The organism is Mycolicibacterium sp. Y3, assembly GCF_051188035.1.
Lineage (GTDB): Bacteria > Actinomycetota > Actinomycetes > Mycobacteriales > Mycobacteriaceae > Mycobacterium > Mycobacterium fluoranthenivorans.
This window is the reverse complement of sequence record NZ_JAVQLT010000001.1, coordinates 2,926,675-2,949,199: the sequence shown is the minus strand read 5'-3', so window position 1 is coordinate 2,949,199 and position 22,525 is coordinate 2,926,675. Positions and strand designations below refer to the sequence as shown.

Here is a 22,525-nt window from a genome sequence, read left to right as displayed (position 1 = left end):
CGGGCGGCAATCCCTTCACGACTTCGGCTTCCGGTTCGCGCGGCCCTGCCGGGCCACCTCCAGTGCCACCTCGGCCACGGCGCGGGCGGCGTCGCGGTGCCCGGCCAGCGCGGCCGCGGCCGTCATCCGGCGCAGACTCTCGGCATCGGTGAGCAGCGGCAGTACCCGTTCGGCGATGAAGCCGGCGGACAGTTCGGCGTCGTCGACGAGCAGACCGCCGCCGGCCGACACCACCGGCAGCGCGTTGAGCCGCTGCTCCCCGTTGCCGATCGGCAACGGGACATAGACGGCGGGCAACCCGACCGCGGTGACCTCGGCCACCGTCATCGCACCGGACCGGCAGATGGCCAGGTCGGCGGCGGCGTAGGCGAGGTCCATCCGGTCCAGATACGGCACCGCGACGTACTTGCCGGCCCCGGTCAGTTCGGGAAGATCCAGGGTGTTCTTCGGGCCGTGCGCGTGCAGTACCGAAACCCCTTTACCGACAAGATCTTTGGCCGCCGCCGCGACAGCCCGGTTGATCGACTGGGCACCTTGGGAACCACCGAACACCAGCAGCACCACGGCGTCCTCGTCGAATCCGAAGGCCGCGCGGGCCTGCGCCCGCAGCGCGGTGCGATCCAACGCGGTGATGCTGGCCCGCACGGGCACCCCGACCACCTCGACGTGACGCAGACCGGGATCGGGTACCGCGGCGAGCACCCGCCGGGCCGATCGGGCGCCGACCCGATTGGCCAATCCGGCGCGGGCGTTGGCCTCGTGGATCACCACCGGAACCCGGCCCCGGGCGGCCAGATACGCCGGCAACGCCACGTACCCGCCGAACCCGATGACCACATCGGCGGCCGTGTCGTCGAAGATCGCGCGGGTCTCGCGGATCGCGTTGCGCACCCGCCACGGCAGCCGCACCAGGTCACCCGACGGTTTGCGGGGCAGCGGCACCGGAGTGATGAGCCGCAGGTCGTAACCGCGCTCGGGTACCAGCCGGGTCTCCAACCCACGGGCGGTGCCCAGTGCGGTGATACGCACCTCGGGGTCCAGCTCGGTCAGGGCATCGGCCACGGCCATCGCGGGTTCCACATGTCCCGCCGTCCCGCCACCGGCGAGAACGACCGATATCCCCGTACTGCTCACCCGTAACGCTGACCTTCCAATGCGCGGGCCCGCCGGCCCTGCTGACGCGGTTCGCCGGTCGCTCCGCGGCCGGCCCGGGCCGGCTGGCCGGAGCGCTGGCCGCCTCCATGATGCCCTGCGCGCCGTCCCGACCGATCAGCCGGATGGTCGGTTTTGCGGCCGGCCCCGGTCTTGGCTTTGACGGGCGCTTTGACGGGGGCTTTCGCGATGGCCTTCTGCGGCTTGCGGCCGGGCTTGTCACCCTTGGTTCGCATCCGGTCCCGCGCCAGGTCGATCCGCGGCGGCACGTACGGCTCGGGCAGCGGCAGTCGCAGCAGTCGGTTCACCCGATCGTCGCGGCCGGCCCGCAGCGCGGCCACCGCCTCCGGTTCGTGCCGCGCCGCGTTGGTGATCACACCGAGAATGAAAAGCGTTGTGGCCGTCGATGTTCCGCCGGCCGAAATGAGTGGCAACTGCAGGCCGGTGACGGGCAGCAGGCCGATGACATAGCCCACATTGATGAACGCCTGGCCCAGCACCCACAGTGTCACCGTGGCGGTGAGCAGCCTAAGGAACGGGTCCGCCGAGCGGCGCGCGATGCGCATCCCGGTGTAGGCGAACAAGCCGAACAGGCAGAGCAGGCCCGCCGCGCCGATGTAGCCCAGTTCCTCACCGATGATGGCGAAGATGAAGTCGTTGTGCGCGTTGGGCAGATAGTTCCACTTGGCCGTGCCCTGGCCCAGGCCGTCGCCGAACACCCCGCCGTTGGCCAGCGCGTACCGGGCCTGGCGGGACTGATAGCCCGAACCCATGGCGTCCGCGCCCGGATTGAGCCAGGACTGCACCCGGTCGGACCGGTAACCGCGGGACATCGCCAAGATCGCCGCGGCGACCACCGCGGCGCCCAGCGAGCTCACGAACACCCGCAGCGGCAAGCCGGCGAACCAGAGCAGACCGAGCAGGATGATGGCCAGCGAGACGGTCTGGCCGAGGTCGGGCTGCAGCACGATGAGGGTGGCGGCCAGCAGCGCCGCCGGCACCAGCGGGACCAGCATCTCGCGCAGCGAGGCCTGTTCCATGCGGCGCGCGGCCAGCAGGTGCGCCCCCCAGATGGCGAAGGCGATCTTGCACAACTCCGACGGCTGCATGGACAACCCGGCGACGACGAACCAGCCGCGCGAGCCGTTGGAATACGTGCCGATACCGGGGACGAGCACGAGGGCGATCAGCACGACCGTCACGGCGAAGGCGGGCAGGGCCAGCCGGCGCATGAGCGAGATACGGGTGCGCAGCGCGATGTAGAACGCCACCAGGCCGACGCACGTCCACAGCACCTGCTTGCCGAAGATGGTCCACGGCGAACCACCCTCGTCGTAGGAATGCACACCCGAAGCGGACAGCACCATGATCAGTCCGAGCGTGATGAGCAGCCCGGTGACGGCGATGATCAGATGAAACGACGTCATCGGCCGACTCAGCCAGACGCCGAACCTGGTGCGGGGCTCGCCCTTCGGCTGCACCGCTTTGACAGTCTCGACCGGCTCCTGCTTCGCGCTGTCGTCGGCTTTGCTGGAACGTCGCAGCCTGGAGCGCAACGCGGTCAGCAAGCCGTCCTCCGGCGATTCACAAGAGTCACAGGTGTAACACCCGCCCCACTAGTCCCTTGCACCCGAGAATCCTCCCCCGGCCCGCGGCCGAGTGCCGGGACATCCGAGGCGTGTCGCGATAACGATCAGGCAGCAAACAGCTACGCGCCTACGCGCCGACGGCCGAGAGCCATTCGCCGTAGAACAGCGCCACACCCAGCCCGCACGCGATGGCGGTCAGTAGCCAGAACCGGATGATCACCGTGGTTTCCGCCCAGCCCACCAACTCGAAATGGTGATGGAACGGCGCCATCCTGAACACCCGGCGGCCCGTCGTGCGGAAGGCCAGGATCTGCACCACCACCGAGGTCACCTCGGCGACGAAGAGCGCCCCCAGCACCACCGCCAGCATCTCGGTGCGGCTGGTCACCGACAGCCCGGCGATGATGCCACCCAGCGCCAGCGAACCGGTGTCCCCCATGAAGATCTTCGCCGGGGCGGCATTCCACCACAGGAACCCCACACAGGCACCCGCGGTGGCCGCGGCGACCAGCGCCAGATCCAGCGGGTCGCGCACGTTGTAGCAGCCCAACCCGGGGCTGCTCGCGCAGGCGTTGCGATACTGCCAGAAGGTGATCAGCACATAGGCCGCACTGACCATCGCCATGGCCCCGGCCGCCAGCCCGTCCAGTCCGTCGGTGAAGTTCACCGCATTCGACCAGGCGCTGACGACCACCACCACGAACACCACGAACACCAGCGGCGCCAGCGTCACGGTGGCGATCTCACGCACGTAGGACAACCCGGCGCTGCCCGGGGTCAACCCGTCACCATTGCGGAACTGCAGCACCAGCGCACCGAAAAGGATGGCGGCGCCCAACTGGCCCACAGTCTTTGCGGTCTTGTTCAGCCCGAGATTGCGCGAGCGCCGGATCTTGATCATGTCGTCGACGAAACCCACCACACCAAGCGCGGTGGCCAGCCCCAGCACCAGCAGACCCGATGCGGACGGGCCCTCGCCGTCGAACGCCAGCCCGACCAGATGGGTGCCCAGATACCCGGCCCAGATGCCGGCGACGATGGCCACCCCGCCCATCGACGGCGTGCCGCGCTTCTTCTGGTGACTGGCCGGGCCGTCCTCGCGGATCTCGTGGCCGAAGCCCCGCCGGGTGAACAGCCGGATCAGTGCCGGGGTCAGCACGATCGACACCGCCAGCGCGATGGCGACGGCGATCAAGATCTGCTTCATGCGTCGGACTCGATCGCACCGGACTCGATCCCCGTGTCGCTGCGCTCCTGCCCACCGGACTCGATCCCCGTGTCGCTGCGCTCCTGCCCACCGGACGCCACCGCGTCGGCGAGCACACCGAGCCCGGCCGAGTTGGACGCCTTCACCAGCACCACGTCGCCCGGGGCCAGTTCGGCGCGCAGCAACGCCAGCGCGGTGTCGGCGTCGGGGACGAGCACGGACTCACTGCCCCACGACCCCTCCATCACCGCCCCCTGGTGCATTGCGCTCATCGCTCTCCCGGCTCCGACAACAATCAGTCGAGACACATCTAAGCGCACCACCAGGCGTCCGATGCGATCGTGTTCGGTTATCGCGTCCTCGCCCAGCTCGGCCATCTCGCCCAGCACCGCCCAGCTCCGCCGGCGTTCACCGCCGGAACGCGCCATCCAGGCCAGCGCCTTGAGCCCGGCCGCCATCGAATCGGGATTGGCGTTGTAGGCGTCGTTGATCACGGTGACCCCGTCTGCGCGGGTACTCACCTGCATCCGGCGCGCCGAGACCGGCGCGGCCGTCGCCAGTGCCTCCGCGACCTGGGGCAGGCTCGCTCCGCACTCGAGCGCCACCGCGGCCGCGGCCAGCGCGTTGGAGACCTGGTGCTCGCCGTGCACCGCGAGCGCGACATCCACCTCATCGCCGCCCGCGTGCAGGGTGAACCGCGGCCGGGCCAGCTCGTCGAGGCTGACCGGACCGGCCCAGACATCGCCGCCGGACGTCCGCGACACCCGGACCACCCGCGCGGCGGTCTTGTCCGCCATGGCGGCCACCGCCGGGTCGTCGGCGTTGAGGATCACCACGCCGGATGACGGAACCGCTTGTGGCAGTTCAGACTTCGTCGCCGCGATGATCTCGCGTGAGCCGAACTCGCCCAGGTGCGCCGTGCCCACGTTGAGCACCACCCCGATCGACGGGGGCGCGATCGCCGCGAGCGCCGCGATATTGCCCGGATGGCGGGCGGACATCTCCAGGATGAGGAAGTCGGTGTCGGTGGTGGCGCGCAACACCGTCCACGGATGCCCGAGCTCGTTGTTGAACGAACCGGGTGGGGCGATCACCTCGCCCAGCGGTGCCAGCACGGCGGCGAGCAGATCCTTCGTCGACGTCTTGCCCGACGATCCGGTCACCCCGATGATCCGCAGGCCGTCGGCCGTGAGCTCGGCGGCGACCGCCTGCGCGAGCCGTGCCAGCGCGGCCAGCACTGCCGCACCCGAACCGTCGGTGTCGTATTCCAGCGCACCCGAGGATGTGTCCGTGACATCGGTGACGGCCAGGGGCGGCACCACGATGGCGGGCACCCCGACGGGCCGGGCCGCCAGCACCGCGACCGCCCCGGCCGAGACCGCGGTCTCGGCGAAGTCGTGGCCATCAGTCTTGGCGCCGGGTAACGCCAGGAACAGGCCGCCAGGCGTGATCTTGCGGGAGTCGAACTCCACGGTGCCGGTGACGACGGCGGCCTCGGCGTCGGCCCGAGTGATATCGGCCAACTCGCCGCCGACGATATCCGCGATCTGCGCGACGGTCAGGGTGATCATGCGCGTGACCTCAACATCTCCAGCGCGGCCGCCAGCTCCTCGCGGTCGTCGAAGGGCCGGGTGCGGCCCTTGGCGGTCTGCCCGGACTCGTGGCCCTTACCCGCGATCAGGACGGTGTCCCCCGGACCTGCCCAGGCCACCGCGTAATCGATGGCCGCCCGCCGGTCCCCGATCTCGACGACCTCGGCCCGCAGGCCGGTCGCGCCGGCCAGGATGGCGGCCCGCACCGTGGCGGGGTCCTCATCGCGCGGATTGTCGTCGGTGACGACCACCAGGTCGGCCAGCTCGGCGGCCACCCGGCCCATCGGTTCGCGCTTGCCCGCGTCCCGGTTGCCGCCCGCACCGAACACCACCGCCAGCCGGCCGGTTCCGCGCAGGGTCTGTAGCACCGCCTCAAGGGCACCCGGCTTGTGCGCGTAGTCCACCAGGGCCAGAAAGTCCTGGCCCCGGTCGATGGCCTGCAGTCGGCCCGGCACCGCGGCCTCGCGCAGCCCGGGGCCACTCTGCTCCGGCGAGACGCCGACGACATCGAGCAGGGCGAGCGCCAGCAGCGCGTTCGCCACGTTGTAACGGCCGGGCAGACCGATGCGCAACCGGTGATGCACCCCGGCGGGATCGACGGCGACGAACTCCTGCGCGCCCCGCCCGACGGCGTGCACCTGTTCGATGCGCCAGTCGGCGTCGGATCCGGTCGTGCTCACCCGCACCGGATCCACCGACCGCGCGGCGATCTGGCGGCCCCACTCGTCGTCGACGCAGACCACCGCGTGTGCGGCGTGGGTGGGTGACTCCGGTTCGAACAACTTGGCCTTGGCGTCCAGGTAATCGGCCATCGTCGGGTGGAAATCCAGGTGATCGCGCGACAGGTTGGTGAAACCGCCCGCCTCGAAGGCCAGGCCGTCCACCCGCCCCTGTGCCAGCGCGTGACTGGACACCTCCATCACGACGGTGTCCACCCCCTGCTCGACCATCACGGCGAACAGGGCCTGCAGATCGGGTGCCTCCGGCGTGGTGAGCGAGCTCGGCTGATCGCGTCCGTCGATCCGGATGCCGACGGTGCCGATCAGGCCGGCCACCCGTCCGGCCGCCCGCAGCCCGGCCTCCACCAGAAACGTGGTGGTGGTCTTACCGGAGGTCCCGGTGACACCGATGACGCGGAGTCGCCGGGACGGGTCGCCGTAGACGGCGGCCGAGAGCTCACCGAGCACCGTCCGGGGCTCGGGATGGACGAGCACCTCGACGTCGTGGCCCGGTGGCAGCAGCGCCAGCCCCGCCGGATCGGTGAAGACCGCCACGGCACCGGCGGCGATCGCGTCGGCGGCGAACCGGGCGCCGTGCACCGCCGAGCCCGGCAGCGCGGCGAACAGATCACCTGGAACGACGTCCTGGCTACGCAGCGTGACCCCGGTGACACGGGTGTCTTGAGCGTTCGCGGCGTGCACGCGGCCGGCTCCGATACGCGCGGCCAACGGGCGTAAGAATTCGCCGGCGGGATGCGAGGGACGCAGTTTCATGGCCCTGCCACAGTACCGGTCAGGCCATGGCCCACCGCACGTGTGGATCTGGTCAGTCGGCCTGCAGGACCAGCGGCGGTCCCGGGTCCGGGGACAGCGGCACGTTCTCCCGCTGCAGCAGCCACGCGGCGATGTGGTGGAACAGCGGCGCCATCGTGGTACCCGGCTGGCCGTCGGCCGTCCGGTGCGGATTGTCGGCCATGATGCCGACGACGTAGCGCGGATTGTCCGATGGCGCCATCCCGGCGAAGGTGATCCAGTAGTGGTCGTCGTAGTAGCACCCGCACGCCGGGTTGATCTGCTGGGCGGTGCCGGTCTTGCCGGCGATCTGGTAGCCCTCCACCGCAGCACCGGAGCCGGTGCCCTGCTGGATGCCGCGTGGGTCCTTCTGCACGACGGCGCGCAGCATGTTGCGCACGGTCTGGGCGGTCTGCGGCGAAACCACCCGGATACCCTCGGGCTGCGGCTCGTCGGCCCGACTGCCGTCGGCACCGATGACGGACTTGATGATCCGCGGCGGAATGCGCACCCCGTCGTTGGCTATCGCCTGATACATGCCGGTCATCTGCAACAGGGTCATCGAAAGACCCTGTCCGATGGGCAGGTTCGCGAACGAGCTGCCGGACCACTGGTCGATCGGCGGTACCAGACCGGAGCTCTCACCGGGCAGCCCGACATTGGTGCGCTGACCCAGGCCGAATTTCTCCAGCATGTCGTAGAAGCGTTCCGGTCCCACCCGCTGAGCGAGCATCAGGGTGCCGACGTTCGAGGACTTACCGAACACACCCGTCGTCGTGTAGGGCATCACGCCGTGCGGCCATGCATCGCGCACGGTGACGCCACCCATATCGATCGAGCCCGGAACCTGAAGTACCTCATCGGGATTGGTCAGACCCAGCTCGATCGCGGTGGACGCGGTGACGATCTTGTTCACCGATCCGGGTTCGAACGGCGAGGACACCGACGGGTTGCCCATCTGGCGCTCACCCTGCCGGCCGATGTCCTGGCTGGGGTCGAACGTGTTGTCGTTCGACATGGCCAGCACTTCACCGGTTTTCGCGTCCAGGACCAGCGCGGAGACGTTGTTGGCGCCCGAGGCGTCCTTGGCCGCCTGCACCTGCTGCTGCACGTAGTACTGGATGTCGTCGTCCAACGTCAGCTGCACCGACGAGCCGTTGACCGCGTCATGCTTGTTGCGCATGCTGCCCGGGATCATCACGCCGTCGGAGCCACGGTCGTAGGTGACCGAGCCGTCGGTGCCCGACAGCTTGGCGTCGTAGGAGTCCTCCAGGCCGAGCAGACCGTGTCCGTCCCAGTCGATGCCGCCGACGATGTTCGCGGCCAACGATCCACCCGGGTACTGCCGGATGTCCTGGCGTTCGGTGCCGACCTCGCGGAACTTGGTGGTGATGGCGTCGGCGACGGCCGGGTCCACCGAGCGGGCCAGGTAGACGAAAGAGTCTTTGCCACTGAGCTTCTTGAGCAGGGTGGCCTCATCCGGCTTGTCGTTCAGCCGGGCGGCGATCTCCTTGGCGATCGCCCGCAGACGCTGCGCTGGATCCGGCGCATCGGGATCGGCGGCCTTGGCGTCGGCCAGTTGTTTCTGCACCTTGGCGGGCTGGAAGGTCAGCGCGCGCGCCTCGATGGTGAACGCCAGCTTGTCGAAATTGCGGTCGACGATGCTGCCGCGCACGGCCTTCTGCACATCGGTGACCTTCAGCTGGCCGAGCGCCTCGGCGCGCAGGCCCGCCGCGTTGGAGATCTGCAGGTTGAACAGCTGGGCCGCGGCGACCACCAGGACCAGGAAGATCACGACATTGCCGACGCGGTGCCGGAAGACGAACGACGAACTGCGCGAACTGGTCTCGCCGCCGGGCTTGAAGGGCTGACGGATACGCCGCTCGGTGGCCGAATGCTCCTGGGTGGGAGCTGGACGGGTGGCCGGGGCACGCCGCTTGGCAGGCTGGGCGGGCTGGGCCGGCTTCTTCTTGCGGCCGATCATGCCGGTGCGCCCAACGGCGCGGCGGGGCCGGGCTGCGCCGGGAGCTGCGGGGTGGCCAGGTGCGGCGCGCCGTCAACAGGCACCGCGGGCGGCACAGCCTCCGGTGCGACGGGGGCCAAGACTTCGGGTGCGGGCGCGGCGGGCACCACCGGGACGGTGACCGGCGGGACGGCCGCGAGCGGGACCGCCGTTGCGGCCGTAGGGGTCTCGGGGAGCCGGACGACGACCTCACGGGGATCCACGACTCGCGGTCCGGGCGGGACCGGGGCCTGGGTCGGGGCGGCCGGTACAGCGGACGCGGCGGGCCGGGCGGGTGCTGCCGTCGCCGGATTGTCGTCAGGCAGCGGGGTGTTCAGTGGCGGTGGTGGAACGCCCTCGGCCGGCTTGGGTGTACCGACCACCATCCAGTTCCCGGTCGGGTCCTGCACCAGATGGGCGGTGTCACGGGACGGGATCATGCCGAGGTTGCGGGCCGCCTCGGCCAGTGCGGGGGCGGCCTGCGCCTCCAGCACATCGCGTTCGAGGCCCTCCTTCTGCTGCAGCAAGGCCTGGTTGAGCTGCCGTGCATGGCCGAGCTGGTAGGACCGCTCCGCGGCGTCGGTGGACAACCACAACGTCATCCCCAGGCCGATGCCCAGTGCGCCGATCACGAGCACCACGAACGGCACCCGCGCCACCATGGCGCGCGGGTTCAACTCGATCGAGGCCAGCCGGGTGATCAGCCGTTCCCGCAGCGGGATCCGGACAACCTTGGGAGCCTTGGCTTTCCGTGCCTTCGCCCGGGCCTTGGCCTGCTTGGCGCTCTTGGCCATGGTCGGCGCGGGCGCAGACCGCGGGATCGGGCTGGTCTGCGGCGCCGACCGCTGCGGCCGGTGCGTGCGCTGTTCGGGCGCCGGGCGGCGGGCGTTTCGCCGCCGGGGCTGCTGCTCCGGCTGCTTCTTGCCGTCCTGCGCCTTCTTCTTGGGGTTGCTGCGCCGGCGCTCATCGGTGCCGCGCACCGGTGCGGTTCGCTTGACCTTCATGAGTCATCCTTTCCAGCAACCTTTTCCAGCGCGCGCAGGCGCACCGATGCGCTGCGCGGGTTACGTGCGATCTCGTCGGCATCGGCCTGCTCGGCGCCGCGGGTCAACGCGACGAACTCGGCTTCGTAGCCCGGGAGTTCGACGGGCAGGCCGGCCGGGGTGCGGGACGCGGTCGCGGTGGCGAACAGCCGCTTGACGATCCGGTCCTCCAGCGACTGATAGGCCATCACCGCGATCCGGCCGCCGCCGGTCAGCGCATCCAGGGCCGCGGGTATGGCGGCACTGAGCGACTCGAGCTCGGCGTTGACGGCGACCCGCAGTGCCTGGAAGGTGCGCTTGGCGGGGTGACCTCCGGTGCGCCGGGTGGCGGCCGGAATCGCCTCGTACAGCAATTCGACGAGTTCGCCTGTGGTGCGCAACGGTTCGCGATCCCGTCGGCGCACGATGCGACCGGCGATACGGCCGGCGAACTTCTCCTCGCCGTACTCGCGCAGGATCCGGGCCAGCGCCTTCTCGTCGTAGGTGTTGAGAATCTCGGCCGCGGTCAACGGCGCGTCGGGGTCCATCCGCATGTCCAGCGGAGCGTCCTGTGCGTAGGAGAACCCGCGCTCGGCGCGATCCAGCTGCATGGACGACACCCCGAGATCGAAGAGCACCGCGTCGACCTCGGCTTCGTCCCGATCGTCCCAGTACCCGTCGTAGCGGGTCCGGACGAACTTCATCCGGTCGCCGAACGGTGCGAGCCGGGCGGTGGCGATCGCCAGGGCGTTGGGGTCCCGATCCAGGCCCACCACCCGCAATCCCGGGAAGTCGGTGAGGAAACGGTGCGAGTGCCCGCCCGCGCCGAGGGTCGCGTCCACCAGCACGGCGCCGGTGCCATCGGCATGGCGGCGGGTCAGTGCGGGGGCGAGCAGTTCGACGCAGCAGTCGATCAGGACCGGAACGTGGCCGTGAGCGGCGTTGTCCTCAGGCGTGCGGTTGTCGGACACCTGGACCCCCCGGCGCTGGAGATGGTGAGCCCGTGGGGCGAGGTCTCTGTCCGAAGTGATGGACCTGGCGTCGGGGAAGTACGCCAGGGCCGGTTCGGGCAGAGGCCACGCTGCACGGGCATCGTGATCAGAGAATGTCGCGAAGAGTGTCATCGCTGGCCGCGGAGAAAGTCTCTTCGTGGGTGTCCTGGTATTCCTGCCACGCTTGCGCGTCCCAGATCTCCAGGAAGCGAATCGAACCGGTCACCACGCACTCCCGGGAGAGATTCGCGTAGCGGCGGTGTTCGGCGGACAGGGTGATCCGGCCCTGTGCGTCGGGGTGTTGTTCGTCGGTTCCGGCTGCCAGGTTGCGGACGTAGGCACGTTCCTGCGGGCTGCCCCGCCGCGCCTTCTCGTCGAGCTCGATGATCATCGATTCGAACGCCGCACGTGGATACACGGCAAGGCTGCGGTCCTGACTCTTGGTGACCATCAACCCTCCTGCCAGTGCGTCGCGGAACTTGGCGGGCAACGTCAGTCGCCCCTTGTCGTCGAGCTTGGGCGTGTAGGTGCCGAGAAACATCTCGCCACCTCCCAGCACCCCTCCGGAGCCCCGGCCGCTCCGTTGACTGCCACTTTACCCCACTTTCCCCCACTAAGCGCCATTTGCTGCCACGAACTTGGTCGCACACCCCACCTCGGCCCACTCAGACACCGACTCGACGCCACCGACCACCACCCACAGGGGCCACCCGGACCAAAAAGGCACAGGTCAGCCCAGATCAGAGCGTCCGACGCCCGGGTGGGGGAAAGTGGGGAGAACGGTCGGCACCCGCCCTGGCCGACAGCCCTCCCAGCCGACACGCCGGGCGTTCCCGGGCACAAAAAAAGGGGCAGTCCCTTACGGAACTGCCCCGGAACCGGAACCGGTCACTCGTCGAAACGACGCCGGAAGCGATCCTCCATCCGACTGGTGAACGACCCACCGCCGCTCTTGCCTCGCTTACCGCGGGCCGAACCGCCGGCCGGAGCCGACTTGTCCCGCGGGCCGGCCACGCGCGGACCGGTGACCGCGTACACCACGCCACCGAACATCAGCACGAAGCCGATCACCGACAGGACCGGGAAGCTGCCGATCATGGTGGCCTTGAACGCCACACCCGACACCAGCAGGGCCAGCCCGATCACGAACAGCGCCGCGCCCTGCAGCCGGCGGCGGGTCGACGGGGCACGCAGCGTGCCACCCCGGACGCTCGAGGCGAATTTGGGGTCCTCGGCGTACAACGCGCTCTCGATCTGGTCGAGCATGCGCTGCTCATGATCGGAGAGTGGCATCCGTCCCTCCTCAGGATCGATGCAGCGTCGTTGCAGCCGCGGCCATGTCGTCAAGTCGATTACGTCCGCGCGTACGGACGCTTAATAACCATGATACGAGGTCGATCTGACCCGTACCACCTACTTGACCGACGATTCTATGACGTCGAACACGGAAAGCTGTTCAGCACCCATGCCACACCCCCGGAACGCCGCCGCGCGGGACCGGCATCCGATAATGGAGAGGTCCGAACACACCCAGACCGCGAAGGGCACCCGTTGGCGACGTATCTGGTGGATCTGTCGCCTGCGACGATGCAGCGGCGACTCGACGAGGCCCTCTCGGTCTACGTCGATGCCATGCGCTATCCCCGCGGCACCGAGAATCAGCGCGCCTCGATGTGGCTGGAGCACAGCCGGCGCCCGGGCTGGAAAGGGGTGGCGGCCATCGATATCGATACAGCCGCGCCGGCCGGTCCCGACGGCACCCCCGACCCGAACTCCGGCGACCTGGTCGGCATCGCCTACGGCTATTGCGGCGCACCCGATCAGTGGTGGCAGCAGCAGGTGGTGCAGGGGCTACGACGCGTCGGCGTCGACCAAGCCCACGTCAATGCCCTGATGTCGAGTTATTTCGAGCTCACCGAACTGCACATCCACCCCCGCGTCCAGGGCCGTGGACTGGGCGAAGCCCTGGCGCGCCGACTGCTGGCCGGCCGCGACGAGACCCATGTCCTGCTGTCCACACCGGAGATCAACGGTGAGGCCAACAGGGCCTGGCGGCTGTACCGCAGGCTCGGTTTCACCGATGTGATCCGTGGCTACCACTTCGCCGGCGATCCGCGGGCCTTCGCCATCCTGGGCCGGTCGCTGCCCCTCGACGGTGCCGGTCTGGCACGATGACCGGGTGCCGCACCAGCTCGCCGCAACGAACCCGATGAGATCGAGGCACCCCCACCGACGGGTGCGGGCCCTGGTCCTGCTGTTGCTGATCCTGACGCCGCTGGCCGTCGGGTGCGTCCGGGTGCGGACCTCGATCACCGTGTCCCCCGACGACCGGGTGTCCGGCCAGATCGTGGCCGCGGCCAAAGCGCGCAACGCCGACGACAAAGGCCCGCAGCTGCTCAACACCCTGCCGTTCAGCAACAAGGTGGCCATCTCGCAATACGACCGCGGCGACTATGTGGGCTCGCAGGCGGTGTTCTCCGACCTCACGTTCGCGGAGCTCCCGCAGCTGGCCAATATGAACCGGGACGCCGCGGGGGTGGACATCTCGCTGCGGCGCGCAGGTGAGTTGGTGATCCTTGAGGGCCGGGTCGATCTGACGACGCTCAACGATCCCGACGCGGACGTGTCGATGAGCGTGTCGTTCCCCGGCGAGGTGACCTCGACCAACGGCGACCAGGTGTCCAGCGATGTCGTCGAGTGGAAGCTCAAACCCGGCATCGTGACCACGATGAACGCGCAGGCGCGCTACACCGACCCGAGCGCGCGCTCGTTCACCGGCGCCGCGATCTGGCTCACCGTCGGCTCGTTCGTGGTGGCCGGGATCATCGGCGCCGTCGCATGGATGGCGCGTGACCAGTCGCCGAAGGTCGGCCAGGACTGACCCGAGCCGGCTGATCGGTGCCGGACGCGGCACCGCTGGCTACTACAAACTCGTATCGAAGCTCTAGGCTGGGAGCCGTCGGGGCCGATTCGGGGCAGCAGAAAGGGGCATCCGCTGACCGTGGATACAGCGGCACCATCAGCAGTGCAACTGGCCGGCGCCGTCGTCGACCAGTTACGGCGCTACCTGTCCGATCGCCGCCGCGACAGTGCCTATATCGGTCCCGAGTACGCCGAGCTCACCGCCGCACTCGAAGAATTCGTGCTGCGCGGCGGGAAGCGGATCAGACCCGCGTTCGCCTATTGGGGCTGGCGTGCGGTCGTGGGCGCGGACCGCGACCCCGCCACCGACGACGCCCGCGTGCTGCGCCTGTTCTCGGCACTGGAACTTCTGCACGCCTGCGCGCTGGTGCACGACGACGTCATCGACGCGTCCGCGACGCGACGCGGCCTGCCCACGGTGCACCGGTTCTTCACCGACCTGCACCGTACCCGCAGCTGGCACGGGTCCAGCGAACAGTTCGGTCTCTCGGCGGCCATCCTGGCCGGCGACCTGTCCCTGGTGTGGGCCGACGATATCGTCGCCACCGCCGAACTGCCCGCGGAAGCGCATATCCGCGTGCACAAGGTGTGGGCCGATATCCGCACCGAGGTGCTGGGTGGGCAGTTCCTGGACATCGTCGCCGAATCCAGCGGCGCCGATTCGGTGGCCTCGGCGATGACCGTCAACACCTACAAGACCGCGTCGTACACGGTGTCCCGCCCGCTGCAGCTCGGCGCGGCCGCCGCGGGTGACCGGCCCGATGTGCAGGCCCTTTTCCACCAGGTCGGCACCGATCTGGGCGTGGCCTTCCAGCTGCGCGACGACGTGCTCGGCGTGTTCGGCGACCCGGCGGTCACCGGCAAGCCCTCCGGCGACGATCTGCGCTCGGGTAAACGCACCGTGCTGCTGGCCGAAGCCGTCGAGCTGGCCGAGCGATCCGACCCGGTGGCGGCCAAACTGCTGCGCACCTCGGTCGGCAGCGAGCTGTCCGATGCACAGGTGCGTGAACTGTGCCAGGTCATCGAGTCCGTGGGCGCGCTGGCCGCCGTCGAGGACCGCATCGACACCCTCAACCGCCGCGCGCTGGATGCACTGCGCTCCGCCCCCATCGACGAGCACGCCAAGATCGGCCTCGCCGAGATGGCCGGCCTGGCCTCCAACCGGTCCGCCTAGGAGCATGACCACCCCGACGACGATCGGCCACGAACCGGACGGGCCCGCGGGCGCACTGCGCCGACACCTGGCCCGCCTGTTGTTGTTCGCGGCCTCGCCCGAGGCCGGTCCGGCGCGGTTGGGCTTCCTGGGTGCGGTCCTGATCACCGCGGGTGGACTGGGTGCGGGCAGCACCCGGCTGCACGATCCTCTTCTGGAGTCCCTGCATCTGTCCTGGCTGCGGTTCGGGCACGGGCTGGTGCTGTCGTCGGTGCTGCTGTGGGGCGGTGTGGCGCTGATGCTCATCGCGTGGCTGGGTCTGGGCCGGCGGGTGGTCGATCGCACCGCGACCGAATACACGATGCTGGCGACCACCGGATTCTGGTTGCTTCCGCTGCTGTTGAGCGTTCCGGTGTTCAGCCGCGACACCTATTCGTATCTGGCCCAGGGCGCGCTGCTGCGCGACGGATTGGACCCGTACCTGGTCGGCCCCATCGACAATCCGAACTCCTTGCTGGACAACGTCTCCCCCATCTGGACCACCACCACCGCGCCCTACGGGCCGGCCTTCATCCTGGTGGCGAAATTCGTCACGATGGTCGTCGGCAATCACGTCGTCGAGGGCACGATGTTGCTGCGGCTGTGCATGCTGCCCGGACTCGCCCTGCTGATCTGGGCCGCCCCGCGGGTGGCGCGCCACGTCGGCGCCAACGGTGCGGTCGCGCTGTGGATCTGCGTGCTCAACCCACTGGTGATCATCCATCTGATGGGTGGTGTGCACAACGAGATGCTGATGGTGGGCCTGATGATGGCCGCCATCGCCCTGACCTTCGGCGGCCGCCCGGTGTGGGGGGTGAGTCTGATCGCGATCGCCGTGGCGGTGAAGGCCACCGCGGGAATCGCGTTGCCCTTCATGGTCTGGGTGTGGACCCGGCAGCTGCGCAGCCGGCACGGGTACGGCCCGGTCAAGGCGTTCATGGTGGCGACGGCGGCCTCGGGGGCGATCTTCGTGGCCGTGTTCGCCGTGCTGTCCTGGCTCGCCGGTGTCGGCCTGGGCTGGCTCACCGCGCTGGCCGGGTCGGTGAAGATCATCAACTGGCTGACCATTCCAACGGCCACCGCCAACATCGTGAACACCGTTGGCGGGCTGTTCATCCCGATCAACTTCTACGCGGTGCTGGACATCACACGAATCGCCGGCGTCGCCGTCATCGCGATCGCGCTGCCCCTGCTGTGGTGGCGATTCCGCCATGACGACCGCGAGGCGTTGACCGGTATCGCGCTGGCGATGCTGGTCGTGGTGCTGTTCGTACCGGCCGCGCTGCCCTGGTACTACACCTGGCCGCTGGCGGTGGTGTCGGCGCTCGCCCAGTCCCGGGCGGCGATCGCGCTGATCGCCGGCTTCTCGACGTGGATCATGGTGATCTTCAAACCCGATGGGTCCCACGGCATGTACTCGTGGATCCACGTCGCGCTGGCCACCGCGTGCGCGGTCGGCGCGTGGCGACTGCTGGCCACCACGCCGGAGGACCGGGAACCCGAGATCAGTACGCCATCGCCTGAGCCCGCCGGATGACCTCGCGGGCCTGATGCGAGTGCAGGGCATCCACCGGTCGGGCGTTGGGCTGCCGTTCGGTGCTGCCGTCCCGGCTGATGGTCAAGGACGGGTCCGGGGTGAACAGCCACCGCACGATCTCCGTCTGGTGGTAGCCACCGTCCTGCAACACCACCAGTAACCCCTGCAGCGCCTTCACGACGTGACCGGTGTCATCGAAGAAGATCTTGGGCACCACCACCGCACCCTTGCGCCGCACACCGACCAGATGGCCGTCGCGCAACTGCTGGTGCACCTTGGTCACCGAGATACCCAGGAGGGCCGACACCGCGGCCAGGTCATAGACGGATTCGTCGGGGTCCAGAACGTCGTCGGCCGCCGGAATACTGCTCACCGCACAGAGTCTAGGGGTCAGACCGACTCTCGTACCATGTGTTCGATGGACACCTACCAGCGCGCCGACCCACTCGTGGGCACCTTGCTGGACGGGCGCTACCGCGTGGACGGGCCGATCGCGTCCGGCGGGATGTCCACGGTGTACCGCGGGCTGGACGTCCGGCTGGACCGGCCGGTCGCGCTGAAGGTGATGGATTCCCGGTATTCCGGCGACCAGCAGTTCCTGACCCGGTTCCAGCGCGAGGCCAAAGCCGTGGCGCGGCTCAAGGATCCCGCCCTGGTCGCCGTCTACGACCAGGGCGGCGGCGGGGCCAGCGGACAGGCCCCTTTTCTGGTGATGGAGCTGGTCGAGGGCGGCACGCTGCGCGAGCTGCTCAGTGAACGCGGGCCGATGCCACCCCACGCGGTGGCCGCCGTGCTGACCCCGTTGTGCCGTGGGCTGGCGGTGGCCCACGCCGCCGGGTTGGTCCACCGCGACATCAAACCGGAGAACGTCCTCATCTCCGACGACGGAGAGGTCAAGATCGCCGATTTCGGATTGGTCCGTGCGGTCGCCGAGGCCGGAATCACCTCGACGAGTGTGATTCTCGGCACCGCCGCCTACCTGTCCCCCGAACAGGTCGGCACCGGGGAGTCCACGCCGCGCAGCGATGTGTACGCCGTCGGGGTGCTGGCCTACGAATTGCTCACCGGTGTCACCCCGTTCACCGGTGACACCGCACTGACGGTGGCCTACCAGCGGATGGATCATGATGTGCCGCCGCCGAGCGCCGCGATCGCCGGGGTGCCCAGACAGTTCGACGAGCTGGTCGGGCGTGCGACCGACCGCGACCCGGCCGCGCGCTACGCCGACGCCGGCGATATGGCCGACGCGCTGGCCGAGGTGATCGATGAGTTGGGCCTGCCCCCGTTCCGGGTGCCGGCTCCGCAGCAGTCGGCACAGCACCGGGCCGCCACCATGTTCGGCTCCCGCACCACCCACCAGGTCGACAGCCGGGCGCGCACCGTGCACGTGCCGAACCCGACGCGTGAGTACGGCGCCGATTTCGCCGACGAGCTGGGCAGTGCGCTGGCCGAACCGGAAACCGAGCCCGAATACACGCCGGTGCCAACACAATTCGCCGGTATCGCGCTCGACGATTTCGAATGGGCGCGCCAGCGGGCCAGGCGCGCCGCAATGATCTGGCTGCTGGTGCTGGTCACCCTGACCGGGATGGTCGCCGCCGGCGCGTGGACGCTCGGCAGCAACCTGCCCGGACTGCTGAACTAGCGCGGGCGCTAGCCCCGCAGCATCTCCGCGACCAGGAACGCCAGCTCCAGGGATTGCTGGGTGTTCAGCCGCGGATCGCAGGCCGTCTCGTAGCGGCCGGCCAGGTCGTCGTCCGAGATGTCCTGCGCACCACCGAGACATTCGGTCACGTTCTCACCGGTGATCTCGACGTGGATACCGCCCGGGTGGGTGCCCAGCGCGTGGTGCACCTCGAAGAAGCCCTGTACCTCGTCGACGATGCGGTCGAAGTGCCGCGTCTTGTATCCGGTGGAGGATTCGTGGGTGTTGCCGTGCATCGGGTCGCACTGCCAGATGACCTGATGCCCGGACGCCTGCACCTTCTCGATGATCGGCGGCAGCGCGTCGCGCACCTTCTGGTTGCCCATCCGGCTGACCAGGGTGAGCCTGCCGGCCTCGTTGCGCGGGTCCAGCTTCTCGACGTACTCGACGGCCAGTTCCGGCGACGTGGTGGGACCGATCTTGATGCCGATCGGGTTGGCGATGGTCTCCACGAACGCGATATGGGCGCCGTCGAGCTGGCGGGTGCGCTCGCCGATCCACACGTAGTGCGCGGACAGGTCGTACAGCCGCGGCTCGTCGAACTCGGTGGACAGCCGCAGCAGGGCGCGCTCGTAGTCGAGCACCAGGGCCTCGTGGCTGGCGAAGATCTCGGCGGTCTGCAGGTTGCGGTCGTCCACGCCGCAGGCGCTCATGAAGCGCAGCCCGCGGTCGATCTCACCGGCCAGCGCCTCGTAACGGGCCCCCGCCGGCGAGGTGCGGACGAATTCGCGGTTCCAGTCGTGCACCTTCTGCAGCGATGCCATACCCGAGGTGGTCAGCGTCCGCACCAGGTTCATCGCGGCACTGGCATTCGCGTACGCCCGTACCAGGCGCGACGGGTCGTGATCGCGCACGGCGGCATCGGGGGCGAATCCGTTGACCATGTCGCCGCGGTAGGACTTCAACCCCAGCGCGTCGGTGTCCGAGGACCGCGGTTTGGCGTACTGGCCCGCGATCCGGGCCACCTTCACCACCGGCATGCTGGCGCCGTAGGTCAGCACCACCGCCATCTGCAGCAGGGTGCGGATGTTGGCCCGGATATGGGGCTCGGTGTTGTCGACGAACGTCTCGGCGCAATCCCCGCCCTGCAGCAGAAACGCCTCGCCACGGGCGACGGCGGCCAGCTGCACCTTCAGGTTCTCGATCTCGGTGGGCACCGTGATGGGCGGCACGCTCTCCAGCACCGTGCGCATAGCCTTGGCCTGGTCGGCATCCCAGCTGGGCTGCTGCAGCGCAGGCTTGGCCAGGGCGGCGTCCAGGCGGTGGCGCAGATCCTCGGGCAGGGCCGGCAGCTCCGGCAGCTGGTCGATGGGTACGTCGACGGTCCAGTTCACCGCTCTATGGTAACCGCGCCGACGCAACGATTTTACCGGCCATACGCGCAGCTCAGGCTCGTGCGGCCCAGCCTCCATCGTCACTCATCAGCTGGAACCGACGCAGATTGTGACGTGCGTCAACCAGCGCGTCATGGGAGTCGGTGGGCCGCGGCGGCATCCGCGGGCTGCCCCTCTCCTCCCAGAATTGGCGCAACTCCCGGGTGAACCGGGGCATCGCCGGTGGCAGATCGGTCATCGGACCCCACAGCTGACACAGCACGACGTGGTCATAGGCGCCGACCCAGGCCCACAATTCGATGGTCTCGTCGCCATCGATATTGAAGAAATCCTCCAGCTCGGCCCGGATCTGTCTGCGCGAGCGCCACAGCTTCGACGACGGCGACGGCAACTTGGGCAGCACGTTCTTGCGGACCCAGCTGCCGGCCCGGTCCGGATCGAACTCGGTGGATATCGCGTAGTACTCGCGGCCGTCTTCGGCCACCACCCCGATCGAGATGAGCTCGATGGTGCGGCCGTTGTCGATGAACTCGGTGTCGTAGAAATAGCGCATCTCAGCGGGCTTCCTTGGTTGCGAGGGGCGCCGCGGGCGCCGGGGCTGCGTGGATCTCCCGGTCCAGTTCCTGATCGACCAACGCATCGTCGGGGAATTGTGGTTCACCCGCCACGATGTGCTGGAGCCACAACTTGGCCTGCACCACCGGCCGGCGCAGATGACGCTCGCGTTCGAGCGCCTTGTGCATCTTCCTCGGCCGGGTGGTGTATCGCCACCGCGCCCACGGCGCGTGCGGCCGCGACAGCCGGATCGCCCCGACGATCAGCAGCGGGGTGATGAACATGCCGACCAGTCCCGTCCACACCTTGCCCTTGAGCAGCACCACCACGGCCAGGGCCAGGGTCAGCAACGCGACGGCGATCACCACGGCCCGCGCCTGCCAGGTGTCGTCGGCCCGCCAGATGCCGATATCGAAGAAGGACAACGGGTTGAACCCGAGCACCAGCAGGCCGGCGACGGCGATCGCGACGAACACGGCGTCCACCGAGGTGCGGCCGTCCTCGGCCCAGTACACATCCTGCAGGTGCAGGATCAGGGCGAACTCGTCGAGCACCAGTGCCGCGCCGATCCCGAAGAACACCGCCGCGACCGTGAATTCGGGCACACCACCGTTTACCGCGAGGGTCACCATGGACACTCCGGAGACCATCACCAGAATGACGCCGATCACCACATGGTGCAGGTGCACGCCGCCGCCGACCGACAGGTTGCGCGGTTGCCACCACTTGCGCGGCGCGTCGCCCGCGGGATGGCTGCGGATGTAACGGACGATGAGGCGGGTCAGGAAGAACGTGAGGATGAATGCGATCAGGCAGCACAACAGCGGCAGACGATCGCCGGTGATGAAGTCGAGCTGGATCCGCAGATGCACGGTCGAGAACATACGCCGACCTGCAACCGAAACGCGGCACCAGTCGTCCTGCGCCGTCCGGCGTGCCGGGCCCTCCCGATAGGCTGGGCGGTGAGATGAGCACTCAGGCGGGTTTACGGACGACTGTGGCGTGGCGGTTGGTCCAGCTGCTGATCCTGGCCGCCCTGGCCTGGGCCGGATGGCGCCTGCTCGGACATGAGCCCTACCGCATCGACATCGACGTGTACCGGATGGGCGGGCGGGCCTGGCTGAATGGCACCCCGCTGTACGCCGACAGCACCAAGTTCCAGACGCAGGCCGGCCTCGACCTGCCGTTCACCTATCCCCCGCTGGCGGCGATCGTCTTCGCCCCGTTCGCCTGGCTCTCGTTGCCCGCGGCCAGTGTGTCCATCACCGTGACCACGCTGGTCCTGCTGATCGTGTCCATGACCATCGTGCTGACCCGCCTGGAGGTGGCCGCGACATGGCAGCACCGGGTCTGGCTGGCCGCGGCGATGGTGGCCCCGGCGGTGGTCTTCCTGGAGCCGATTCGGTCCAACTTCGCCTTCGGCCAGATCAACGTGGTGCTGATGGCGCTGGTGATCGCCGACTGTGTCCCGCGCAAGACCCCGTGGCCGCGCGGGCTGCTGCTCGGTGTGGCCATCGCCGTCAAACTGACCCCGGCGGTGTTCCTGCTCTACTTCGTGATGCGGCGCGATACGCGCGCGGTGCTGGTGACGGTGGCATCGGCCTGCGCGGCCACCGTCGTCGGATTCGTCCTGGCGTGGCGGGATTCGTGGACGTATTGGACCGAGACGCTGCATGACACCGACCGCATCGGCAACGCGACGCTGAACACCAACCAGAACATCTCGGGCACGCTGGCCCGGCTGGGGATCGGCGAGGACGAGCGCTTCGTGCTGTGGGCCGCGGCGTGTGTCGCGGTGCTCGGCCTGACGGTGTGGGCCGTGCACCGGGTGCTGCGGGCCGGCCAGCCGGTGCTCGCCCTGATGTGCGTGGCCCTGTTCGGGCTCGCGGTGTCACCGGTGTCGTGGTCGCACCACTGGGTGTGGGTGTTACCGGCGACGCTGACGGTCTCGGTGCTCGGGTTCCGCCGGCGTTCGGCGCCGCTGCTGCTGGTGGGTGCCGTCGGGATCGCGCTGATGGTGTGGACACCGATCGTCTTGATGCCCGAGCACCACGAGACGGCGGCCTCGCTGTGGCGTCGCCTGCTCGGCGCGTCCTACCTGTGGTGGGGCCTGGCCACGATCGCGGTGGCCGGAACCGTGGCGCCGCGCCTCGCGGCGCGCCCAGTCGCACCGGTCGGCGCCGACCCGCAGATCACCGCGGCGACGTAGGTCG

Annotated in this window: 20 protein-coding genes; 6 read left to right on the top strand and 14 right to left on the bottom strand. The window is 69.1% G+C overall.

The window, feature by feature from the left end; all coding sequences use genetic code 11:
• Positions 1-15: 15 nt before the first annotated feature.
• From murG to QN239_RS14220, 10 genes are all read right to left on the bottom strand, one after another.
• Positions 16-1,155 (bottom strand): undecaprenyldiphospho-muramoylpentapeptide beta-N-acetylglucosaminyltransferase, encoded by a 1,140-nt coding sequence (gene murG, locus QN239_RS14265; protein WP_499016776.1) that lies wholly within the window; start codon positions 1,153-1,155, stop codon positions 16-18.
• Positions 1,131-2,717: a putative lipid II flippase FtsW gene (gene ftsW, locus QN239_RS14260; protein WP_499016775.1), complete on the bottom strand. Its 1,587-nt coding sequence runs from the start codon at positions 2,715-2,717 to the stop codon at positions 1,131-1,133. The genes murG and ftsW overlap by 25 nt, the downstream gene beginning before the upstream one ends.
• Positions 2,718-2,868: 151 nt before the next feature.
• Positions 2,869-3,948 carry a phospho-N-acetylmuramoyl-pentapeptide-transferase gene (mraY, locus tag QN239_RS14255; RefSeq protein ID WP_090353826.1) on the bottom strand — a complete coding sequence of 360 codons (1,080 nt, stop codon included), beginning with the start codon at positions 3,946-3,948 and terminating at the stop codon, positions 2,869-2,871.
• Positions 3,945-5,519, bottom strand: a complete 1,575-nt coding sequence (locus QN239_RS14250) for a UDP-N-acetylmuramoyl-tripeptide--D-alanyl-D-alanine ligase (protein ID WP_499011234.1) — start codon at positions 5,517-5,519, stop codon at positions 3,945-3,947. The genes mraY and QN239_RS14250 overlap by 4 nt, the downstream gene beginning before the upstream one ends.
• A complete protein-coding gene (locus QN239_RS14245; protein WP_499011232.1) occupies positions 5,516-7,033 on the bottom strand; it encodes a UDP-N-acetylmuramoyl-L-alanyl-D-glutamate--2,6-diaminopimelate ligase in 1,518 nt (505 codons plus the stop codon). The genes QN239_RS14250 and QN239_RS14245 overlap by 4 nt, the downstream gene beginning before the upstream one ends.
• A 52-nt stretch (positions 7,034-7,085) precedes the next feature.
• A complete protein-coding gene (locus tag QN239_RS14240) occupies positions 7,086-9,035 on the bottom strand; it encodes a peptidoglycan D,D-transpeptidase FtsI family protein (protein ID WP_499011228.1) in 1,950 nt (649 codons plus the stop codon).
• Positions 9,032-10,057 (bottom strand): cell division protein FtsL, encoded by a 1,026-nt coding sequence (gene ftsL, locus QN239_RS14235; protein WP_499011225.1) that lies wholly within the window; start codon positions 10,055-10,057, stop codon positions 9,032-9,034. The genes QN239_RS14240 and ftsL overlap by 4 nt, the downstream gene beginning before the upstream one ends.
• Positions 10,054-11,199, bottom strand: a complete 1,146-nt coding sequence (gene rsmH / locus QN239_RS14230) for a 16S rRNA (cytosine(1402)-N(4))-methyltransferase RsmH (RefSeq protein ID WP_499011223.1) — start codon at positions 11,197-11,199, stop codon at positions 10,054-10,056. The genes ftsL and rsmH overlap by 4 nt, the downstream gene beginning before the upstream one ends.
• The gene (locus tag QN239_RS14225) at positions 11,174-11,608 is read right to left on the bottom strand and encodes a division/cell wall cluster transcriptional repressor MraZ (protein WP_090354020.1); all 435 of its coding nucleotides are present in this window, start codon (positions 11,606-11,608) and stop codon (positions 11,174-11,176) included. Before QN239_RS14225 ends, rsmH begins: the two co-directional genes overlap by 26 nt.
• Before the next feature lie 347 nt (positions 11,609-11,955).
• Complete coding sequence (locus tag QN239_RS14220) at positions 11,956-12,360, bottom strand: SCO2097 family morphological protein (RefSeq protein WP_090353819.1); 405 nt, start codon at positions 12,358-12,360, stop codon at positions 11,956-11,958.
• Between the two features lie 258 nt (positions 12,361-12,618).
• On the opposite strand from QN239_RS14220, the gene QN239_RS14215 reads away from it, so the two are divergent.
• The 4 genes from QN239_RS14215 (at position 12,619) to QN239_RS14200 (ending at position 16,718) form a co-directional block, all read left to right on the top strand.
• Positions 12,619-13,242 (top strand): GNAT family N-acetyltransferase, encoded by a 624-nt coding sequence (locus QN239_RS14215; RefSeq protein WP_170847078.1) that lies wholly within the window; start codon positions 12,619-12,621, stop codon positions 13,240-13,242.
• A 34-nt stretch (positions 13,243-13,276) separates the two neighbouring features.
• Positions 13,277-13,948, top strand: coding sequence for an LppM family (lipo)protein (locus tag QN239_RS14210; RefSeq protein ID WP_499011221.1), 672 nt, complete (start codon positions 13,277-13,279; stop codon positions 13,946-13,948).
• Positions 13,949-14,068: 120 nt separating this feature from the next.
• Positions 14,069-15,163 (top strand): bifunctional (2E,6E)-farnesyl/geranyl diphosphate synthase, encoded by a 1,095-nt coding sequence (gene idsA2, locus QN239_RS14205; protein ID WP_090353817.1) that lies wholly within the window; start codon positions 14,069-14,071, stop codon positions 15,161-15,163.
• Positions 15,164-15,167: 4 nt separating this feature from the next.
• On the top strand, positions 15,168-16,718 hold the full coding sequence (locus QN239_RS14200; RefSeq protein ID WP_499011218.1) for an alpha-(1->6)-mannopyranosyltransferase A: 1,551 nt from the start codon (positions 15,168-15,170) through the stop codon (positions 16,716-16,718).
• Here the strand turns inward: QN239_RS14200 and QN239_RS14195 are convergent.
• Positions 16,687-17,091, bottom strand: coding sequence for an Rv2175c family DNA-binding protein (locus QN239_RS14195; RefSeq protein WP_499011216.1), 405 nt, complete (start codon positions 17,089-17,091; stop codon positions 16,687-16,689). The two genes, QN239_RS14200 and QN239_RS14195, sit on opposite strands and share 32 nt — an antisense overlap.
• A gap of 45 nt (positions 17,092-17,136) precedes the next feature.
• Between QN239_RS14195 and QN239_RS14190 the strand changes: the two genes are divergently transcribed.
• Entirely contained in the window at positions 17,137-18,363 is a 1,227-nt protein-coding gene (locus QN239_RS14190; protein ID WP_499011214.1) for a protein kinase domain-containing protein, read from the top strand.
• A gap of 8 nt (positions 18,364-18,371) precedes the next feature.
• Here QN239_RS14190 and QN239_RS14185 read toward each other — a convergent pair whose 3' ends face one another.
• From QN239_RS14185 to QN239_RS14175, 3 genes are read right to left on the bottom strand one after another with little or no spacing between them, the layout of a single operon-like run.
• Positions 18,372-19,757, bottom strand: coding sequence for a class II 3-deoxy-7-phosphoheptulonate synthase (locus QN239_RS14185; protein ID WP_090353811.1), 1,386 nt, complete (start codon positions 19,755-19,757; stop codon positions 18,372-18,374).
• A gap of 52 nt (positions 19,758-19,809) precedes the next feature.
• Positions 19,810-20,310 carry a polyadenylate-specific 3'-exoribonuclease AS gene (locus QN239_RS14180; protein ID WP_499011212.1) on the bottom strand — a complete coding sequence of 167 codons (501 nt, stop codon included), beginning with the start codon at positions 20,308-20,310 and terminating at the stop codon, positions 19,810-19,812.
• A 1-nt stretch (position 20,311) separates the two neighbouring features.
• The gene (locus QN239_RS14175) at positions 20,312-21,196 is read right to left on the bottom strand and encodes a hypothetical protein (protein WP_499011209.1); all 885 of its coding nucleotides are present in this window, start codon (positions 21,194-21,196) and stop codon (positions 20,312-20,314) included.
• Positions 21,197-21,279: 83 nt separating this feature from the next.
• Here QN239_RS14175 and QN239_RS14170 point away from each other — a divergent pair, with 83 nt between their 5' ends.
• Positions 21,280-22,521: a glycosyltransferase 87 family protein gene (locus QN239_RS14170; RefSeq protein ID WP_499011208.1), complete on the top strand. Its 1,242-nt coding sequence runs from the start codon at positions 21,280-21,282 to the stop codon at positions 22,519-22,521.
• The last annotated feature ends 4 nt before the right edge of the window (positions 22,522-22,525 follow it).